This is a genomic window from Methylobacterium longum, assembly GCF_022179385.1.
Lineage (GTDB): Bacteria > Pseudomonadota > Alphaproteobacteria > Rhizobiales > Beijerinckiaceae > Methylobacterium > Methylobacterium longum.
Window position 1 is genome coordinate 11,012 of the sequence record NZ_BPQS01000063.1, and the last position, 15,526, is coordinate 26,537.

Sequence of the window (15,526 nt, forward strand, 5' to 3'; positions counted from 1 at the left end):
CGTCGAACGGCTTTGCGACCGTCCGCTGCCGGGATAGCGTGACCTTCCAGTCCAGCTTCGGGCTTGGAGACGATCGTCATGTTTCACCCCCTGATGTCCACCGCTCTCCTCGCCTTCGGCCTGGGTGCTCTCGCTACGCCTGCTGCAGCCCTGTCCAGCAAGGACTGCTCGGTGAAGTACCAAGCTGCCAAGCAGGCCGGGACGCTGAACGGTCAGAAGTGGAACGACTTCCGCAAGGCTGAATGCGGCGCTTCGCCGGATGCCGCGACCAACACGGTGCCGAACCCCGTAGCGGCTGGTGCTGCGAAGCCGTCGGCGCCGGCTCCTGCACCGACCACGACGGCTGCTAGGCCGACAGCTGCTCCAGCGCCGTCCGCTGCGACTGGTTCAGCCGCATATCCATCCGCCGTGGATCCGAAGTACGCCAAGGAGTCGGCTGGCAAGGCGCGGATGCACACTTGCCTGGACAGCTACAACGCTGCGAAGGCAGCCGGCTCGCTCGGCGACGCAAAGTGGATCCAGAAGGGCGGCGGGTACTATTCGGCGTGCAACGCGCGGCTGAAGATCTGAGCGAGCCAGCGATGGGGAGACCTTCGCGACCTGCCGCGCCGCTGACTTTCGATGAAGCCGTGGTGGGCGCGGCCATGACGGCGTGGCTGCCCCGCCTCGCGCCGCTGGTCGAGGCCATGGCCGAGCGCATCGACGCGCGCACCATCGAGCTCACCGCTGCGGCCTTCATCGTGGCGCGCAGCTTCCCGCGCCGCGCTGCCGGCGACAGGGCATCCGACTTCCTGCCGGTGGTCGCGCCGCTTGAGCGGGCCGTCGATGGGCTGTCAGATGAGAACCTGATCGAGCGCGTTGATGCGCTGGCCGACGCGATCTCGGCGGAGCCGGGCTTAGTTCGGCGGCGTGGGGACCAACCCGTCCGGCCGATCAGTGCAGCGTCGAAGCTCGTATGGACGGCCCGGCCGAGCACTGGGATCATCTTCGACGCGCGCGCCCGAAATTGCCTGATCGCTGCGGGCCTGCTGCGCCGGTCGGGCGGGTACGGCGCCTACGTCGAGGCCGTGCGCGGCGAGATGCCGAGACACGTCGACGTCATCGCGCGGCTCGTACCGCACGCTGGAGCGAACCTCGCTGATGCGCCATGGCTGTCAGGCAAGATCTTCGATTTCTGCCTCTACGCGCATGGGGGCTTGCCGGCGGCGCGGCAGGCACATCCGACGGGATGAGCCATGCGGGATCCCGCATGTCTCGATGATGACCCGCGTGCATGGCTCGAAGCCCGTCTCGGGGCGCTGGCAGGTTTCGAAGGCGCGCAGCCGACCGAAGAGACCGTGCCGCCAGAGCTGGCCGCGGCCGCCGCACCGACCATGTCTTTCCTGCCGTCCAGGCCCGTCCGCGCCAGCAATCCGGCCGCGAAGGCCGCCGCACTCGCCAGCACGCTTGGGTGCTGGCTCGACCTGATGAGGCACGCCACCCCGGTCGATACGCACTTCCGGGCGCCGTTCTCCCCCGCCCCTCCCCTCCACCTTTGAGCTGAAGGACAGGGGCACCACGCCCGAGCGGATGGCCGGCATCATGTCGCCGAACGTCCAGACCGCGATGCCGCTCTGGACGTGGATTACGTCAGACGTGCTGACCTACCTCGCGGCCCACGCCGTCCCGCTCCCGCCGCACCACGACGTGTTCCAGGGGTCGATAGAGTGCGCGATCTGCCCAGCCGACATCAAGCCCGGCCGGCTGCACGTCCTCGACCAGATGGACCCGCACGCCGCGGCCTTCGTCCGCGCCACCGCTCGCATCTCGCTCGGTCTCGTGGCCGCCCGGGCGCGGGAGATCGAGGCCGCCCTTGAGCGCACACCGTGATCGCCGCTCTCCGAAACCTTCCGGCCTCTCCCAGCGTCATAGCGAGGGCTACGCCGGTTTGGCGCGTTCGGTAAATTGAGAAGACGTCATGCCCCTGACTGATCTCGACCGCCTATATTTCGGGATGCACTTTAGGCGCTCATACCGCCTGCGCCGTCAGACCCCTGCCGAGTTTGCTTGCTCGTCCATCCAGCCTGATCAAGGCTTCGAACCTTGGTGCATAGTTCGCCGTGCAGATGGTGCGGTTGAGACGTTCGCTCTTCAGGTCGGTGAGACCTTGGACGACAACGATCCGGAGCTCCTCGCCCTCTTCGATAGCCTTCAAGAGCCCGAATGACCGCCGCTCGGGCTTCACAAGGGGGTGGGTCTTGCTTGTTCCGTTCTTCGGTTGCGAGTGTCGCCGAGACGGTTAGGCCCACTGCGAGACCGCGTTCAATCGGTGGCAGCATAACGACGCGGCGCCAGAAGCTTCGAGGCCGAGCTAGAGGCGCAGACATGAGCCAGCCTGCAACCCCCATAGAGGCCGCCGCCGATGCGCTACTGCAGGTCATCGTGAAGGGCGATCTGGAGCACCGCCAGGCGCCGGACCCTAAGGTGGCACAATGCGTCTCCTCGTCGTGGCACGATGCGACGACGATCCCCCATTATGGCGAACTGGACCTGCCCGGGCTCACGGTGTGAGGGTCCCCCGGATCTTGGTCCGGCCGAAAGGTGAGCTTCCGGGTCTCATTCGGCAGCCTGCAGGGCCGCCGCCAAGGCGAATTCCTGGGGCGTTCGCCACCCCAAGGCCGTGTGAGGACGGCTCTCGTTGTAGTACCGCCGCCACGTCTCGATCTTGCTCCTGGCGTCGGCCAACGACAAGAACCAGTTCGCGTTCAGGCACTCGTCGCGCAGGCGGCCGTTGAACGACTCGACCAACGCGTTGTCGGTCGGCTTGCCAGGCCGCGAGAAGTCCAACGTGACGCCGTTCTCGTAGGCCCAGCGGTCGAGTGCTTTCGAGACGAACTCGGGCCCGTTATCGACCTGAATGGCACGCGGTGCGCCACGCAGCTGTGCCAAGCGGGCGACGACCGCCACGACCTGCTCGCCCTTGATGCCTTGGTCAACCTCGATCGCCAGAGCCTCGCGCGTGAACGCATCGACGACCGTCAGAGCTCGCAGTCGGCGGCCGTCAAACAGCGCGTCAGAGACGAAGTCCATCGACCAGCGCTCGTTCGGCCGGAGTGCCGCAGGCTGACGCTCACGGTGTGCCGCACTGACGTGCCGGCGCGGCCGCTTGAGCCGCAGGCTCAGGCCCTCATCCCTGTAGAGGCGGTGGACTCTCTTGTCGTCTAATCGATCAAGCCTTGAGCCAGGGTGCTTCTGTTCGATCTGCCTTGCGCATCGTTGTCGTCTTCGAGGTCGGCACCGCATGCCCCCTCAACATGGCGCCAGATCACCGGCCTCTCGATGTGATTCTCGTGTTCCGGATGGTCACGAAGAAGGTCGCGAGATGGCCGTGGCCGCACCCTGGCGGGGCGGCAGCCTTGGAAGAGAAAGCAATATCAGGTCATGGCGATCACCTTCGGCTCGAAGGGACGCTCGTCAATCCACATGCGATGGAGGATGACCGAGAGCTTGCGCGCCAATGCGACGCGTGCCTTCCAGAAGCCAGACCTCCGGCCGATCGCTGCTCCCCACTCCTTCAAGGCGAGCGGCATGGAGATGCGCGACAGCATCGCGTTGGCGGCCTCAAACAGAAGTTTGCGCGTCAGGCGATCCCCGCACTTCGAGATTCGACCGTTGATATCGACGTCACCCGACTGATACCGACGTGGCGTAAGGCCAAGATAGGCGCCGACATCCTGCGAGCGCCGGAAGCGACGCGGATCCTCAATCGTCGTGACGAAGCTGATCGCCGTGATCGAGCCTACGCCCGGTGTCGTCATGAGCAGCTGACAAATCTTGTTCTGACGAGCGACGCGCGCCAGCTGCTTTGCGATCTCATGACTGCGCTCCTGAAGCGTACCCAACAGCGTCAGGAGGGTCTCGAACAGAGCGGTCAGGATCGGATCGTCGGGGAGCTGGGCTCGAACCTGCCGCACGAAGGTTCCACCTTTGCCTGGTCCGATCAGGATCCCGAAGGTCTTGGCCAGTCCGCGGATCTTGTTGATCAGCGCCGTCCGCATTCCAACGAGCTGGTCGCGGGCGACGAGGAGGGCGCGCAGGCGATGGGTCTCGATCGAACGCACGGCCACCGGTCGGTACCATCCCGAGCGGACCAGGCGCGCCAAGCCCAGCGCGTCGTTGCGATCCGTCTTGTTCATCTGCAACTTCAGGGCCGCTGCCGCATGCCTCGCGTGAAGGCAGACGATCGGCACGCCACGCTCATTAAGAGCGTGCCAGAGCCACACCGTGAGGGGTCCAGTCTCGATCCCGACCTTCACGACGCCGGGTGCACGTCGCTTCAGAACAGCGCCGATCGCGTCAGGATCGGTCCGGGACGTTCCAGCCCATACACGCTCGCCCGTTTCATCGACGACGCAGATCGCGGTCTCCTTCGTCGAGACATCCAGTCCAACGTAAAAGCTCATCACACGTCCTCCTCTTCAGGGGACGACAGGCTTGATCCTCCCTCGGTGTCGCGGACACAGGGAGATCATTTCGCGGTTCTCTCGGCTTGTTCGGGCGTGAGATAGCCGAGTGCCGAGTGGATGCGTTGCCGATTGTAGTAGCCCTCGATGTAGGCGAACAGATCGCGCCTCGCTTCATCTCGGGTCGCCCATCGTCGCTGATGGACGAGCTCGACCTTGAGCGTGTGGAAGAAGCTCTCCATCGGGGCGTTATCGTAGCAACAGGCGGTCCGACTCATGGACGGCCTGGCCCCCATTGCGGCGAGCTGCTTCCGATAGGCCTCGGCTGCGTACTGGCTGCCGCGATCCGAGTGGCAGATGAGCCCTGCGGCCGGCCGCTGCCGCTGGGCGGCCATCATCAATGCCGCTACGCTCAGCTCGGCGCGCATGTGATCGCGCATCGACCAACCGACGATCTTGCGCGTGGCCAGATCGAGGACGGCGGCCAAGTACAGCCAGCCCTCGCCGGTCGGCAGGTAGGTGATGTCGGCCAGCCAGACCGTGTCGGGTCGCGCGGCTGAGAAGTCCTGCTTGAGGAGATTGGGCGCGATGGGGAGATCGTGACGGCTGTCGGTCGTGCAGGGCCGGAACCGACGCCCCGCCAGGGCGCGGATGCCATGCCGGCGCATGAGTCGCTCCACCCGCCCGCGGCTGACGGACCGGCCCTCGGCTCGCAGGGCGGCATGCACGCGTGGGGCACCATAGCGTCGGTGGTGGGCGGCATGGATGCGCCGGACGTCGTCCAGGAGTTGGCGATTGGAGGCCGAGCGGGCGCTCTCTGGCCGTGACCGCCAGTCGTAGAAGCCGCTGGGTGAGACTCCGAGCACGCGGCACATGAGACGCACCGGCCAGGTCCGCGCATGCTGCTCGATGAAGGCGAAGGTCACTTGGGCATCTCCGCGAAGATGCCGATGGCTTTTTTTAGTACGTCGCGCTCCATGCGCGTGCGGTCGAGCTCCCGCCGCAGTCGGGCGATCTCGGCGGCCTGATCAGACGGGGACGCAACTGGGCTTGGTGGCGAGGCGCCCGTCGATCCAGCAAACCGCGACCCGGGTGAGGTCCCGTTCAGCGTGGCGCGCCATTGCCTCAGCATCGAGGGCTGGATCCCAAGCTCGGCCGCGACCTGCATCTGCGGCCGGCCGCTGCTCTCCAGCAGGGCGACCGCTTCGCGTTTGAACTCGGGTGTGAACTCTCGTCTCGTCTTCGCCATCCGACACCTTCCCCGCTCAGCATGAGCGTATCAGACGTGTCCGCGAGGACGAGGGAGGATCACGATGGGCCGTCGCCCGCCCTTCGGACGCGGCCAAGGAGGCGGAAGCAGTGGGGCGATCTCGTCCCAGAGATCGTCGGGAAGGAGCGCGCGAGCCATGCCACACCAACGCACGCCGACCCTCACGGTGCCGTTTTGTTAGGTGCTCTAAGCTCTGCCGGGGCGTAGACCCAGCCAATAAGGGCCGATGGTGGCGAGATCGCCTATCCAGTGCTCTTGGGCGCAGCCGCAGGATTGGCGCTTGAACGGGAGGTGATGCCATGCCCGAGAACGAAGCCTGCGAAGATGCAGTGGCTGCGCTCAGGCGGCAGTTCGATCGTATCGGCGAGTTGCTGGGCGAGATGAAGGATGGCCGCTGGTGGCCCGACGATCACGTGGGAGATGAGGACGCTGCCACCGTCCTGCTTCACACACATCGCATCGAGGAGAGCGTGCAGGAGATCGCGCGCATCGTGGCGGCAATGAAGGACTGAGGTCCGGATGATCGGCCCCGCCGCTCGATCTGATCACGGGCTGGCGGGGCTCGATGCCGTTCCTCACGGTGAGAGCCAGAACGCGACGCGGCCCGAGTGGCAGGCTGGCGGACCAGGGTTAGCGGGACCCGCCAGCCTCCAGTGCCAAACCGTCCCATATCCAGATTTCGTCAACCTCGATGTCGGGAAGAAACTGCTACGCTGAAACAACTTACGATTGTGCGGATTTTCTGATGCATGTCAGGATCTCGCCCCCTCGCTGTCCTCGCCGAAGATGAAGCGATCATCCGCATGGCGGTTGCCGAGATGCTATCCGCCCTCGGCTTCGAGGTGCTGGAGGCGGAGCACGCGCATGATGCCCTGAAGCACCTGGAAGCCAATGACGGCGCCGCTCTGCTCTACACCGACATCGACATGCCCGGCACGATGGACGGCTGTGATCTCGCGCGTGCCGTCTCTGCACGTTGGCCCGAGACGCGGATCATCGTTTGCTCAGGCTGCGCTCGCGAGGAGGCGGCGCTCCTGCCGGAGGCCGCTCACTTCATCGCCAAGCCGTGTGCCGAGCGGCTAGTGCGAAGGGCGCTGCAGGTGCTGCGGCTACACTGATCCGCACGAGCCCGGGCCGTGATGATATGGCCGCCCGGTCAGCGCAACGGCTATCGAGGACGATCCTCGGCGATAACCTCACGGCACATGATTAGCAGCGTGTCCTCGCTCATGATCGGCGAGAGTCCGCCTAGTAGCTCGCGAAGCCGGATCCGAAGAAGGTTTGCAGCTCCGGTGATCATGTCCGGGTTGAAGGCGACATAATCTTGCAGAACGAATTCGTTAGGAGCGATCTCGACGAGCAGGCGGGCGGACTGTTGCTGGGTGCGTGAGCGCATGGCCGGCCTCCACGGCGAAACGCGCGCTAGGACGGCGCACGGACGCGGATTGAGGGAAAGTGGTCGCGGCTCGCTTGACCCTCTGGCGCTAACCCGGTGCCGTGATGGCGATGGGCGCACTGGCTTTGAGGTGCTTCGGACGAGAGCCGACCACGCGCGACTGAAGGCAGAATGCGCTCGGCGAGCGTCGGTTGCAATGTTGTCCGGCGATGGACGAGGTCTGAAGTCCGCGATAGCTCTCCGTCATGGCCAAAGAGATCCCCAGCGTCGGCGACCTGCTCCGGAAGTCCGAGGTCATGGATGAGGAGATCCAGGCCGCGACGGAAGCCTACCTAAAGGACGAAGGCGCCAATCCGTTCGTGTTCTCGTCCGGCCACCGGATCGACGTCGCTAAGGCGATCGACATGCACCCGCAGGCCAAGATGCTGCTGGCGGACAAGGCGACCTCACCGGGCCTTCGGCGCACGATGGTGATGACCGCCGTCATCATGGGCTTCCCGGTCGAGGGATGAGCGACGATCCTGAAGCGGCGCACGAGCGTGCCGCGATTTAGTACATGATGCGCCGCCTCAATGGCTTCGCCCGTGGGCTTGGCCTGGACGACGCGGCCACGGGGCAGGTCGTCGAGAATGTCGTCGCTGACATGCCGGTGCACACGGACGAGGAGCGGCTGAGCGAGGCTCGCAACCGGCTGATCGTGGCGTCCGCTTAGGCGCGCTCGGCCGCGGCCTTTACGAGGGCCAAAATGCGACGCCGCTCCTCAGGATCGCTAATGCGCATGTAGGCACGCAGCAGCTCTGCGCCTTCGATGGAGAGAGCAGCCTCGGCAGTGGCATGCATCTGCGGATCGACGGCGTTGGGCGGGTTGTACAGCACGGCTTCGGGCACCTGCAGCGCCTCGGCGATGCGCCCCAGTAGCTGGTTCTTCGCTGAGGCTTTCAGGAGACCCGACCGGCCAAGGAGGCTCTCCTCAGGCGGTCCATCCTGCATCGGTTTCCGCGCGATTGGGGCTTTCGATCCCATTCCGTAGGCTCACAAGCTACGACCCGCCTCTTGCGTGCATTCATAATGCCGTTCACACGCATGGGTAGTGATCCGCACGCAACAGTTGTTCCGTTTCGGGATAAGCCGCTTGATAATGCAATCATAAGTTTATTACTTAGGCCGGGTTCCGGCTCGTACACGGGTATCGCGGTGCCAAAGCTCAAGCGTTTCAGCAGTCAGACCTGCCCGAAAGCGTTCCAGATCGCCCTCGATGCCCTCGACGTGGTCGGCCGGTGGGAGTGGGACGCTACCACGGACGGTATACGATCAGACACCTTCGTGGCGTTGCTGTTCGGCCTCGATCCGGAGCAGGCCGAAGAGGGTGCACCGCTCGCCGCCTACATCGACGGCATACATGCAGATGACCGTGAGCGTGTCCTTGCCTTGATCCGACGCAGCGCTCGGGAGGGCAGCGCCTACCTCACCGAGTACCGGGTGATCTCAGCCGATGGCCAGACGCGCTGGGTGCTGGCGCGCGGACGCTTCAGCAGCGACCATTTTGGCAGGCCCCTGAATGGCAGCGGCATCCTGGTCGACATCACGCGGATGCGGATGAGCGAGGGCACGTTCAGCGAGGTCGAGACCGCCTCAAGCGCAGCACCGCTGGACCGGGCGGCCGACCATGCCATAGCCGCGCAGTACGCGATCGTGGAGTTGCAGGATCCTGAGCTGAAGCTTCACGCCGACGCGCTGCTGATGGCGCTGGGGCGCAAACTCGCCCAGCAGGAGGTTCAGGACCGGCGTAGGCGCATGAACTGAGCGCTGGCGTTCCGTCGCGCCGGTCGATCCGATTGCGGGCTGGCGGCAATCATCTCAGCATGGCACCTCGCGGGTATGACGAAGCCCAAGCCGCAGACCTGCGAAGTGAAGATCGGAAGTGAATGGCGCGCTGTCAGCCTCACTGAGGCAGCAACCGAGCACGTCATGGCCGTGAAGCGCTGCCCGGCCTGCCACGGGCAGGTGATGATCCTTGGCGCCTACGGCTCGCCCACCGTTCATCGGACCATGTCGCACCGGAGGGCCCATAGCGGCTGTCCGCTCAAGTCTGACACGTACTCCGGTACGCCTTCGCTGCACCCGCAGGCACTCGCCTGAAGCGGGTGGGGCCCATGGTCCCGACTTGGTCACGCGTCGTTGGCAAATGCGGGTTCTCCGGGGTGCCGCTTGAGGCCAAGGCCACTCTGCCGTGCCAGATCGGATCGCGCCGCAGAGTAGCTGGGCGCCGTCGAGGGGTAGTCACGCGGCAGCCCGAAGCGCTCCCTGTAGTGATCGATCGTCAACCCGTGGCGCGAGAGATGGCGCTTCAGCATCTTGTATGGCTTGCCGTCGATGAAGCTGATGAGCGCGTCTGACGTAATGGATTTCCGGATCTGAGCCGGGGTGAGTTTCCGCGCTGTAGGGTCCGGCGCTTCGGCGTTCTGATCAAGGCCAGCGAGCGCTGCGTGAACACCCGCGAGGAGGCTCGGAAGCTCGGAAACCTGAACGCGGTTGTTTGTCAAATAGGCACTTACGATGTCGGCAGTGATCTCTACGTAATCGATAGTCGGTATCTCGACGGTGTCATCGGCCGGTAGATCCATTGTCTTGTCCATTAGGCTCACACCTCCTCGGATGAGGCGCCTAAATGCTTCGAGTTGATCTGAGGTCAAGGCGCGTGATTTTAGAATGCGAGCAGTTTGGCGCTTGCTGAGACGGAGAAACAAGGAATTGAGACCGAGGGACAACAGGCGTTGGTTCGGATGGATGCGCGTATCTGCTCGGCCGATCCGCTGAGCGGTTGCACCTCCAGCCGGGAAGCTGCTGGTGCCGGGATTGCACTTCTGCGCTCGGAGGCTCGCCCCGCCGCCCGATCTAATCACGGGCTGGCGGGGCTTGTGCCGTTCCTCACGGCGAGGGACCAGTACGCGACGCTGCCCGAGATCGGGATGGCGGACTGCGGTTAGCGCGACGTGCCGGCGCCGGGTGCGGGCTCGTCCCAAGCTGGGATCTCGTCAGTCGCAACGTCGAGAAAATCTACGGCGAAGCTGAAACGTGCCGCGGCGGCCCGCATTCTACGATCCATGTCAGGATCTCGCCCGCTCGCCGTCCTCGCCGAAGATGAAGAGATCGTCCGGATAGCGGCGGCCGACATGCTGTCGAGGCTCGGCTTCGAGGTGCTGGAGGCGGAGCACGCCCACGGCGCGCTCCAGCACTTGGAGGCCAACGACGGCGCTGCCCTGCTGTACACTGATGTGAACATGCCCGGCGCGATGGACGGCTGCGATCTCGCGCACGCCGTCTGCGCACGATGGCCGGAGACGCGGATCATCGTCTGCTCCGGCTGCGATCCTATGGAGGCGGCGCTCCTACCCGATGCCGCGCACTTCATCGCCAAGCCGTGCGCCGAACGGCTGGAGCGCAAGGCGCTGCAGGTGCTGCGCTTGCACTGACGCCAAGCCTAGCAATCGGTACACAGGCGGACGATGCATAAGCTCCCGCCTACGAGCCTTTATCGTCTCCAGACCCTCGCCCAGACCGGCGCACGCTTTTATCAAATGACCGCCTTTTTGCGGCGCTTGGAGGTGCTGGGCTTGGTCGTGGCCACCGGGCGAACGGATCCGGGGTCGAAGAGCGCCGAGTACCAGATCACCGATGCAGGCCGGGCTGAACTGCACGAGCGCTTTGGGCCATCTTCGACAACGCCAATCGAAGCCTGATCTTCACGAAAAAGCCCGCCGCGGCGGACCGGGCGGGCTAAATCAGATCCGCGGCTGTGAGGCAAACGCTGGGATCTAACCTGATCTTACGCTGGCACAGGTAAAGAAAAAGTCTGCGCAGCGGCTAGCGGAGGGGCTGGGAAATCAGCGCGACCGCGGCATCAGCCGCAAGGTGAGTGGTGAGGCAGCAGGTACACGGTGACGACGAGGGCGCTCATTCGACGGGATCAGCGTCGAGCGACATCCTGAGGCGCCACCTAACTGCGCCCTCGGCGTCCCGCACGGCGGCGACGTAGTCCTGCCGCCCTGGCCGGTCTGTGAGGCTCTGAGCGATCCTGGTCATGATCCGCACGGCTTGAGCCCGCGCGGCTTCGAGATCGGCTAGTTCGTAGCCGTCCCTGTCACGAAGCAACTCGCCCCCGTCGTGCAGGTCGATGAAGTAGCGGGGCATGAGGCGTATCTCAGCGGCGGCGTGCGGCGCCATCCAGGCAGGTTTCGCGCCGCCAATCGTGCCTCTCTCTCCCAGCGCAGGGATCGCCGACGATCAGAGGCCTTGCCGAGCAGTCGCAGGCTCCAGCTGGCTAACTGTGAGGACTGTCGGGCGCGACTGCGCCGGCGAGGCCGCACCGTGTACCGGGCGGTGCTGCTCTGCCGACGTGCGGCACGCGGCCGATCGCAGAGACACCGTGCCGCCTCATGATTAACGAAACCTTGCTCCTCGATCCCGTAGAGATAGGTCAGAGAGCAATCTTAACCATTCGTTAACTACGCTTGTTAATCGATTGGAAAGGAACTGGGACCGGGTGGGCGGCCATGCTGGACACAGTGGTTTGGGCGGCGATCTTCGTGGCGCTGTTCTGTGGCATCGTGCTGATCTGCATCGACCTTCTGGAGGAGTGGGAGTATCCAGTCTGCAGCGCCGGAGGTGGCTCCGACGACAACCCAACCCTTCAGTTGAAGCGATTAGCTCGGCAGCTTGAGCGGACGCAGCCGAGGCGCAGCCACGCGGACTGATCGATCGATGTCGGTCAGTCCAGGATGTGCTTGATCAGCTCGCGGTTCGCGCGGATGAACGCGATGGTCCGGTCGATCTCGCGCAGAACCCCCTCGGCATAGGTCCGCGCCTCCGTACCAGCGAGAAGGTCGGAGACGACGCGGGCTTGATGCTCACGACGCTGTTCGGCCTCGGCGAGATCCTGTTCCGCCTGAGCGAGCAGGTCTTGAAGGTGCGCCTCTGACGGTGTCGGCATGGTGATTACGGCGCCTTGCCCAGTGCGTTGGCCCCGCCGATCGATCCGATCACGGGCTGGCGTGAGCAGGACGCAGCCTGAGAGACAGCACGCAAACGACCAGCTACCAGGAAAAGAATGTGTCTAGGCCCGGCATCATGAACAGCATGGTAGCCCCAGCTCCGACCGCGCTGGCGATCATCACAACAAACTCCACCGCGGTATCCTCCACCTGGATCGCACTCCGGCAACCCGCAGCGAGGTGGCAAAGTTTCGGATGGTCGCCTCACCACCTTAGGAAGCGGTCGAGGGCCGGCAGCGCGGCGATCGTGAGCGCGATGGCGCCGACCGCCGCCGTGAGCATGATAATGTACGGCAAAGGCACGATCACAGAACTCCCACCCAGTTCTCGGACGAACAGGCCGAGGTTGAGTTCTGTGCTGTGCGACAGAGTGACCACGGCGCCGTTTGCATGCATTGATGGATGCTGCGACGAGGATTGAGGTGGAAGCCCTCCACTGTCCTCTCGAGCCTCACCCGACATCGTCCTCTGGCCAGTCCCGGCCGCACGAAAAGGGGGCCTTTTAGCGGTCGCCCAAATGGGTGCCCTGGCTCGGGTCGCCCCTATTTCCGAATAAAAACCGGTTGCTTTTTATGGGACGCCTCAAGGCTGGTCGGCAGGCGGTAAGCTGGCACCTGCACCGCGCAGGGCCTGCATCAGAGCGTTCAGCTGCGCGATGGTGACCGCTGGCTCGCCGGGGCTGCCCTCAGCTCGCGCCACGACACTCAGAGGCACCTTGGCTCGCTCGGCTAACTTCGTAGGCGACCAACGGATGGAGAACCGTGCTGCGAGAAGCTGCGGGCCCGTGATCACCCCCAACTACTCCTTTGGTCGATCGGCTTCAGCGTCGGCCTCTGTCTCATGAGCACGGTGGAGGCGCTATTTGCCCCCCCCACCACCCCTGTAGGCCGTAATCGCATTCAAGGCTTCTTCTGCGAGGCGCCGGATGGCTTGAGGGCGGCGTATCATGCCGCTCCTTTTGCAAGATCGTTGATCGCTGACGCCAGCACGAACGCGGAGGCTGCGTCAACGCCGGCCTGCGTCGCCTTCCATGTCAGGCCGCCTGGAAGCTGGCGGCGCTCAAGTAGACCTCGTTTGACGAGGGAGGCGAGGGCTCGGCTCAAAGTCCCGTCCGTGAGTTCCTCACCGTCGAACAGCTTCTGCGGATCTTCCCCAGGCCCGAGTTCACTCCAAGCAAAGCGCTGAATATCAGCGCGTCTCCAATGCCGGGTGGTGTCGCGAACAGCCGCGGCGAGGACCCTACGCTGCTCTGTGCCGAGCCCTCGGGACATGTCTCACAAACCCATCAGTCAGCTTTTACACAGAAGCTTAGCACTTATCGTCGCGCGTGGAAGGCGCCTACAGATGTCCCTTCGCCTTCAGGTGCTTGTTGGTATGACCTGAACCCCCGATGTCTAACCCTTCCGCCGGAACCGGATCCCAGCCCCGCCGCCGTTTTCGGGGATGAACTCCAGGCCGGCGGTCATGACGCGCCGTCCCCCTTCTGGAAGCCTGCGAAAAACCGCGACAGTCCCTCTAGGTCGGTATCCTTCAAAGCCTCCGCCTTAGTGGCCTCTTCAGATGCCACCTCGTCGGTGTCGCGACCTAAACCGTGCAGCGCTTGGGTGAGCATCGGCCACCAAGGCAAATTGCACTCGCGCAGAAAGAGAGCTGCTTTGACCAGCGCCTCGCTTTGCTCCTGCGGAACGGGTCGGCCAATTATCTGGGCCTCCAGCACCTGATCGACCACGGCCTCCATGAGACGGTGGGCTTCGGAGAGGCGCGCGGGGGAAGGGCTTGCAGAGATCACGTTGGATCCTTCCGGCGCAGCTTCATGCCGGCTTACCGCTGTTGGTGAAACTCGATCTCAGCGATCACTGCGCGTAGCCCATAAGCCGATGGATTGCGATTGCCGTCACGATGATGGTGAAGTTCGCCATCGAAGCTGTGCCGTCGATCCGCTCCCGACGCGGCGTCAGAGCTCGACCTTACGGCGCAGCTTCACGCCGGGCTCGCCGCCGTTGGTGAACTCGACGCCGGCCGCCTGGAATGCAGCTTCAAGCGCATGGATCGTGGCCGACTTTGTGGACAGCAGCGGGCCGTCCAGCTTCTCCAGCCGCTTTACGGTTTCAGCTGAAACCACGGCCTTCTCGGCGACGATCGATTGCCCCCGCCATCGACGCCGCGGACCACATCATCGCCGTGCTCGACCGCCCGGACGGGGATGTGGACCTTGAGGACGGGGCGGAGGCCGAGCAGTCCCTAACGGCTCCGGAAAACGCCACCGGCTCGCAGGTCGTCTACATGCGTGGCAGCGACCGAGACAGCGAGGCCGATGTATTCGACACCGTGCTGCCGGAGGTGGCAGTCGAGAAGCACCCCGAGCCGGTCGTGTTGCCCTGGCGCGGGGGCGGCAACGTCATCGCGGCGGCGGGGTCACTGATAGTCGATTTGCTGGAACGGGCCTGAGATTGAGGCTGCTTCGGTTGGTTTCATGAATGTTCGATCTTGGAAAGCAAAATAGAAGAAGCGGACGTCTACTCGGGGAGCGATGGTCCGCCGCTGTGCGCCCATTCCGGTGGCCTTCCAATGGTTTGCACATTGATTGCCACAGGCAGTACCCGAATATGCTAACATTGCTCTCAGCTCCGCATCTGCCGCCAAGCTGATCAGGCCTACCCCATGCGATTAGAGCGTAACGAGCGCGGCGACTGGATGCTCGATCCCACGCAGCTCCACTCCCGGCTCATGATCAATCCAGGCCTGATGCGGCAGAAAATGAGGCTCGGCCTTGTCACCAGCCGGATCGAGAAAGGCGTCGATGCAGATATTGGTAGGTCACGCGTGACTATAAAAGTCGCCAACTCGAACTGGGAAGGCATCTTTGACGAGGACGGATACTTGATTAACGAAAGAATTATGTAGTTTTATCAATCAAAATGTCACAAAAATCAAAAACTTAGACTTGTGAGAAACACTTTTAGCTGATCTGGGCGTGCCCGCGTCTACGATGCGAGCTTTCGTGCTGCGATCTATGCTGCCCGCATCAAACGCCAATGGCGACGCCTGTGGTGGACGACCGTCCCAACCCGTCAGTGGGCCATCAGCACGGGCGAGGCCACAGGATCCTCGGGCTCCGGTTGAGGATCGTTTTTCGGCTACTGCAGCGCCTTGGCCGGTCGGGGCGAGTACGCCCGAGCCTCTGTCTCGAACCTTGGTCGTACCGGGGGTAGCGGTGGATGGGCGATCGGGTTGACGTTCCCCCGCTCCGCACGCAGGAGGCGAGCCTTTCCGTTCACAGCAGACGTGGTGTCTGGGACCGGTACTATCGGCGTAGGGGCCGAGGAAGGTGTCGATCCCACAGTTCCAGAGATGGTGGTCGAGTTCG

At 64.1% G+C, this 15,526-nt stretch carries 25 protein-coding genes and 2 pseudogenes; 15 read left to right on the forward strand and 12 right to left on the reverse strand.

Annotated elements, in window-relative coordinates; genetic code table 11:
- Positions 1-78: 78 nt before the first annotated feature.
- The 5 genes from MFF58_RS28215 to MFF58_RS28235 all read left to right on the forward strand — a co-directional run bounded on the left by MFF58_RS28215 (position 79) and on the right by MFF58_RS28235 (position 2,550).
- On the forward strand, positions 79-570 hold the full coding sequence (locus MFF58_RS28215; RefSeq protein ID WP_238293109.1) for a hypothetical protein: 492 nt from the start codon (positions 79-81) through the stop codon (positions 568-570).
- Positions 546-1,232, forward strand: coding sequence for a hypothetical protein (locus MFF58_RS28220; RefSeq protein ID WP_238293111.1), 687 nt, complete (start codon positions 546-548; stop codon positions 1,230-1,232). The genes MFF58_RS28215 and MFF58_RS28220 overlap by 25 nt, the downstream gene beginning before the upstream one ends.
- A 3-nt stretch (positions 1,233-1,235) precedes the next feature.
- On the forward strand, positions 1,236-1,538 hold the full coding sequence (locus MFF58_RS28225; RefSeq protein WP_238293113.1) for a hypothetical protein: 303 nt from the start codon (positions 1,236-1,238) through the stop codon (positions 1,536-1,538).
- A 43-nt stretch (positions 1,539-1,581) separates the two neighbouring features.
- Entirely contained in the window at positions 1,582-1,869 is a 288-nt protein-coding gene (locus tag MFF58_RS28230) for a hypothetical protein (protein ID WP_238293116.1), read from the forward strand.
- A gap of 495 nt (positions 1,870-2,364) precedes the next feature.
- The gene (locus MFF58_RS28235; protein ID WP_238293118.1) at positions 2,365-2,550 is read left to right on the forward strand and encodes a hypothetical protein; all 186 of its coding nucleotides are present in this window, start codon (positions 2,365-2,367) and stop codon (positions 2,548-2,550) included.
- 45 nt (positions 2,551-2,595) lie between these two features.
- On the opposite strand, the pseudogene MFF58_RS28240 reads toward MFF58_RS28235, so the two are convergent.
- The 4 genes and pseudogenes from MFF58_RS28240 to MFF58_RS32670 form a co-directional block, all read right to left on the reverse strand.
- Positions 2,596-3,207: pseudogene (locus tag MFF58_RS28240) on the reverse strand (IS3 family transposase); the annotation flags it as partial.
- 206 nt (positions 3,208-3,413) lie between these two features.
- On the reverse strand, positions 3,414-4,442 hold the full coding sequence (locus MFF58_RS28245) for an IS110 family RNA-guided transposase (protein ID WP_179698779.1): 1,029 nt from the start codon (positions 4,440-4,442) through the stop codon (positions 3,414-3,416).
- Between the two features lie 65 nt (positions 4,443-4,507).
- A protein-coding gene (locus tag MFF58_RS28250; protein WP_238293120.1) for an IS3 family transposase occupies positions 4,508-5,691 on the reverse strand; the annotation gives its coding sequence in 2 pieces (ribosomal slippage) (positions 4,508-5,406 and positions 5,406-5,691; 1,185 coding nt in all).
- A 63-nt stretch (positions 5,692-5,754) separates the two neighbouring features.
- Positions 5,755-5,850, reverse strand: a pseudogene (locus MFF58_RS32670) (IS5/IS1182 family transposase); the annotation flags it as partial.
- A gap of 161 nt (positions 5,851-6,011) precedes the next feature.
- On the opposite strand from MFF58_RS32670, the gene MFF58_RS28255 reads away from it, so the two are divergent.
- Both MFF58_RS28255 and MFF58_RS28260 read left to right on the forward strand, forming a co-directional pair.
- Positions 6,012-6,224, forward strand: a complete 213-nt coding sequence (locus MFF58_RS28255; RefSeq protein ID WP_238293122.1) for a hypothetical protein — start codon at positions 6,012-6,014, stop codon at positions 6,222-6,224.
- 237 nt (positions 6,225-6,461) lie between these two features.
- Positions 6,462-6,830 carry a response regulator gene (locus tag MFF58_RS28260; protein WP_283206478.1) on the forward strand — a complete coding sequence of 123 codons (369 nt, stop codon included), beginning with the start codon at positions 6,462-6,464 and terminating at the stop codon, positions 6,828-6,830.
- Positions 6,831-6,880: 50 nt separating this feature from the next.
- Here MFF58_RS28260 and MFF58_RS28265 read toward each other — a convergent pair whose 3' ends face one another.
- On the reverse strand, positions 6,881-7,108 hold the full coding sequence (locus MFF58_RS28265) for a hypothetical protein (protein ID WP_238293125.1): 228 nt from the start codon (positions 7,106-7,108) through the stop codon (positions 6,881-6,883).
- Between the two features lie 245 nt (positions 7,109-7,353).
- Between MFF58_RS28265 and MFF58_RS28270 the strand changes: the two genes are divergently transcribed.
- Together MFF58_RS28270 and MFF58_RS28275 are read left to right on the forward strand one after the other, a co-directional pair.
- A complete protein-coding gene (locus MFF58_RS28270; protein ID WP_238293127.1) occupies positions 7,354-7,620 on the forward strand; it encodes a hypothetical protein in 267 nt (88 codons plus the stop codon).
- Positions 7,621-7,664: 44 nt separating this feature from the next.
- The gene (locus MFF58_RS28275) at positions 7,665-7,820 is read left to right on the forward strand and encodes a hypothetical protein (RefSeq protein ID WP_238293129.1); all 156 of its coding nucleotides are present in this window, start codon (positions 7,665-7,667) and stop codon (positions 7,818-7,820) included.
- On the opposite strand, the gene MFF58_RS28280 is transcribed toward MFF58_RS28275, so the two are convergent.
- The gene (locus tag MFF58_RS28280; RefSeq protein WP_238293131.1) at positions 7,817-8,098 is read right to left on the reverse strand and encodes a hypothetical protein; all 282 of its coding nucleotides are present in this window, start codon (positions 8,096-8,098) and stop codon (positions 7,817-7,819) included. The genes MFF58_RS28275 and MFF58_RS28280 overlap by 4 nt on opposite strands.
- 78 nt (positions 8,099-8,176) lie before the next feature.
- Between MFF58_RS28280 and MFF58_RS28285 the strand changes: the two genes are divergently transcribed.
- Positions 8,177-8,911 carry a PAS domain-containing protein gene (locus MFF58_RS28285; RefSeq protein WP_238293133.1) on the forward strand — a complete coding sequence of 245 codons (735 nt, stop codon included), beginning with the start codon at positions 8,177-8,179 and terminating at the stop codon, positions 8,909-8,911.
- Positions 8,912-8,986: 75 nt separating this feature from the next.
- A complete protein-coding gene (locus MFF58_RS28290) occupies positions 8,987-9,247 on the forward strand; it encodes a hypothetical protein (protein ID WP_238293136.1) in 261 nt (86 codons plus the stop codon).
- A gap of 29 nt (positions 9,248-9,276) precedes the next feature.
- Here the strand turns inward: MFF58_RS28290 and MFF58_RS28295 are convergent, their stop codons facing one another.
- A complete protein-coding gene (locus MFF58_RS28295; protein ID WP_373323404.1) occupies positions 9,277-9,732 on the reverse strand; it encodes a Ros/MucR family transcriptional regulator in 456 nt (151 codons plus the stop codon).
- A gap of 480 nt (positions 9,733-10,212) precedes the next feature.
- On the opposite strand from MFF58_RS28295, the gene MFF58_RS28300 reads away from it, so the two are divergent.
- Entirely contained in the window at positions 10,213-10,581 is a 369-nt protein-coding gene (locus tag MFF58_RS28300; RefSeq protein ID WP_283206479.1) for a response regulator, read from the forward strand.
- 481 nt (positions 10,582-11,062) lie between these two features.
- Here MFF58_RS28300 and MFF58_RS28305 read toward each other — a convergent pair whose 3' ends face one another.
- Positions 11,063-11,299 carry a DUF6894 family protein gene (locus MFF58_RS28305; RefSeq protein ID WP_238293143.1) on the reverse strand — a complete coding sequence of 79 codons (237 nt, stop codon included), beginning with the start codon at positions 11,297-11,299 and terminating at the stop codon, positions 11,063-11,065.
- 362 nt (positions 11,300-11,661) lie between these two features.
- On the opposite strand from MFF58_RS28305, the gene MFF58_RS28310 reads away from it, so the two are divergent.
- Complete coding sequence (locus MFF58_RS28310; RefSeq protein ID WP_238293145.1) at positions 11,662-11,862, forward strand: hypothetical protein; 201 nt, start codon at positions 11,662-11,664, stop codon at positions 11,860-11,862.
- Positions 11,863-11,876: 14 nt separating this feature from the next.
- Here the strand turns inward: MFF58_RS28310 and MFF58_RS28315 are convergent, their stop codons facing one another.
- The 4 genes from MFF58_RS28315 to MFF58_RS28330 all read right to left on the reverse strand — a co-directional run bounded on the left by MFF58_RS28315 (position 11,877) and on the right by MFF58_RS28330 (position 14,281).
- Complete coding sequence (locus tag MFF58_RS28315) at positions 11,877-12,098, reverse strand: hypothetical protein (RefSeq protein WP_238293147.1); 222 nt, start codon at positions 12,096-12,098, stop codon at positions 11,877-11,879.
- 265 nt (positions 12,099-12,363) lie between these two features.
- The gene (locus MFF58_RS28320) at positions 12,364-12,555 is read right to left on the reverse strand and encodes a hypothetical protein (RefSeq protein WP_238293149.1); all 192 of its coding nucleotides are present in this window, start codon (positions 12,553-12,555) and stop codon (positions 12,364-12,366) included.
- 1,066 nt (positions 12,556-13,621) lie between these two features.
- The gene (locus MFF58_RS28325) at positions 13,622-13,897 is read right to left on the reverse strand and encodes a hypothetical protein (RefSeq protein ID WP_238293151.1); all 276 of its coding nucleotides are present in this window, start codon (positions 13,895-13,897) and stop codon (positions 13,622-13,624) included.
- Positions 13,898-14,113: 216 nt separating this feature from the next.
- On the reverse strand, positions 14,114-14,281 hold the full coding sequence (locus MFF58_RS28330) for a hypothetical protein (RefSeq protein WP_238293152.1): 168 nt from the start codon (positions 14,279-14,281) through the stop codon (positions 14,114-14,116).
- 59 nt (positions 14,282-14,340) lie between these two features.
- Between MFF58_RS28330 and MFF58_RS28335 the strand changes: the two genes are divergently transcribed.
- A complete protein-coding gene (locus tag MFF58_RS28335; RefSeq protein ID WP_238293154.1) occupies positions 14,341-14,607 on the forward strand; it encodes a hypothetical protein in 267 nt (88 codons plus the stop codon).
- Positions 14,608-14,820: 213 nt separating this feature from the next.
- Positions 14,821-15,063, forward strand: coding sequence for a DUF6522 family protein (locus tag MFF58_RS28340; protein WP_283206480.1), 243 nt, complete (start codon positions 14,821-14,823; stop codon positions 15,061-15,063).
- Positions 15,064-15,526: the final 463 nt, after the last annotated feature.

Bases quoted from the DNA above. Each gene is read 5' to 3' on its own strand.
- MFF58_RS28215 (WP_238293109.1), top strand. From the start codon at position 79: ATGTTTCACCCCCTGATGTCCACCGCTCTCCTCGCCTTCGGCCTGGGT.
- MFF58_RS28225 (WP_238293113.1), top strand. From the start codon at position 1,236: ATGCGGGATCCCGCATGTCTCGATGATGACCCGCGTGCATGGCTCGAA.
- MFF58_RS28230 (WP_238293116.1), top strand. From the start codon at position 1,582: ATGTCGCCGAACGTCCAGACCGCGATGCCGCTCTGGACGTGGATTACG.
- MFF58_RS28235 (WP_238293118.1), top strand. From the start codon at position 2,365: ATGAGCCAGCCTGCAACCCCCATAGAGGCCGCCGCCGATGCGCTACTG.
- MFF58_RS28245 (WP_179698779.1), bottom strand. From the start codon at position 4,442: ATGAGCTTTTACGTTGGACTGGATGTCTCGACGAAGGAGACCGCGATC.
- MFF58_RS28255 (WP_238293122.1), top strand. From the start codon at position 6,012: ATGCCCGAGAACGAAGCCTGCGAAGATGCAGTGGCTGCGCTCAGGCGG.
- MFF58_RS28260 (WP_283206478.1), top strand. From the start codon at position 6,462: ATGTCAGGATCTCGCCCCCTCGCTGTCCTCGCCGAAGATGAAGCGATC.
- MFF58_RS28265 (WP_238293125.1), bottom strand. From the start codon at position 7,108: ATGCGCTCACGCACCCAGCAACAGTCCGCCCGCCTGCTCGTCGAGATC.
- MFF58_RS28270 (WP_238293127.1), top strand. From the start codon at position 7,354: ATGGCCAAAGAGATCCCCAGCGTCGGCGACCTGCTCCGGAAGTCCGAG.
- MFF58_RS28275 (WP_238293129.1), top strand. From the start codon at position 7,665: ATGATGCGCCGCCTCAATGGCTTCGCCCGTGGGCTTGGCCTGGACGAC.
- MFF58_RS28280 (WP_238293131.1), bottom strand. From the start codon at position 8,098: ATGCAGGATGGACCGCCTGAGGAGAGCCTCCTTGGCCGGTCGGGTCTC.
- MFF58_RS28285 (WP_238293133.1), top strand. From the start codon at position 8,177: ATGCCGTTCACACGCATGGGTAGTGATCCGCACGCAACAGTTGTTCCG.
- MFF58_RS28290 (WP_238293136.1), top strand. From the start codon at position 8,987: ATGACGAAGCCCAAGCCGCAGACCTGCGAAGTGAAGATCGGAAGTGAA.
- MFF58_RS28295 (WP_373323404.1), bottom strand. From the start codon at position 9,732: ATGGATCTACCGGCCGATGACACCGTCGAGATACCGACTATCGATTAC.
- MFF58_RS28300 (WP_283206479.1), top strand. From the start codon at position 10,213: ATGTCAGGATCTCGCCCGCTCGCCGTCCTCGCCGAAGATGAAGAGATC.
- MFF58_RS28305 (WP_238293143.1), bottom strand. From the start codon at position 11,299: ATGCCCCGCTACTTCATCGACCTGCACGACGGGGGCGAGTTGCTTCGT.
- MFF58_RS28310 (WP_238293145.1), top strand. From the start codon at position 11,662: ATGCTGGACACAGTGGTTTGGGCGGCGATCTTCGTGGCGCTGTTCTGT.
- MFF58_RS28315 (WP_238293147.1), bottom strand. From the start codon at position 12,098: ATGCCGACACCGTCAGAGGCGCACCTTCAAGACCTGCTCGCTCAGGCG.
- MFF58_RS28320 (WP_238293149.1), bottom strand. From the start codon at position 12,555: ATGCATGCAAACGGCGCCGTGGTCACTCTGTCGCACAGCACAGAACTC.
- MFF58_RS28325 (WP_238293151.1), bottom strand. From the start codon at position 13,897: ATGGAGGCCGTGGTCGATCAGGTGCTGGAGGCCCAGATAATTGGCCGA.
- MFF58_RS28340 (WP_283206480.1), top strand. From the start codon at position 14,821: ATGCGATTAGAGCGTAACGAGCGCGGCGACTGGATGCTCGATCCCACG.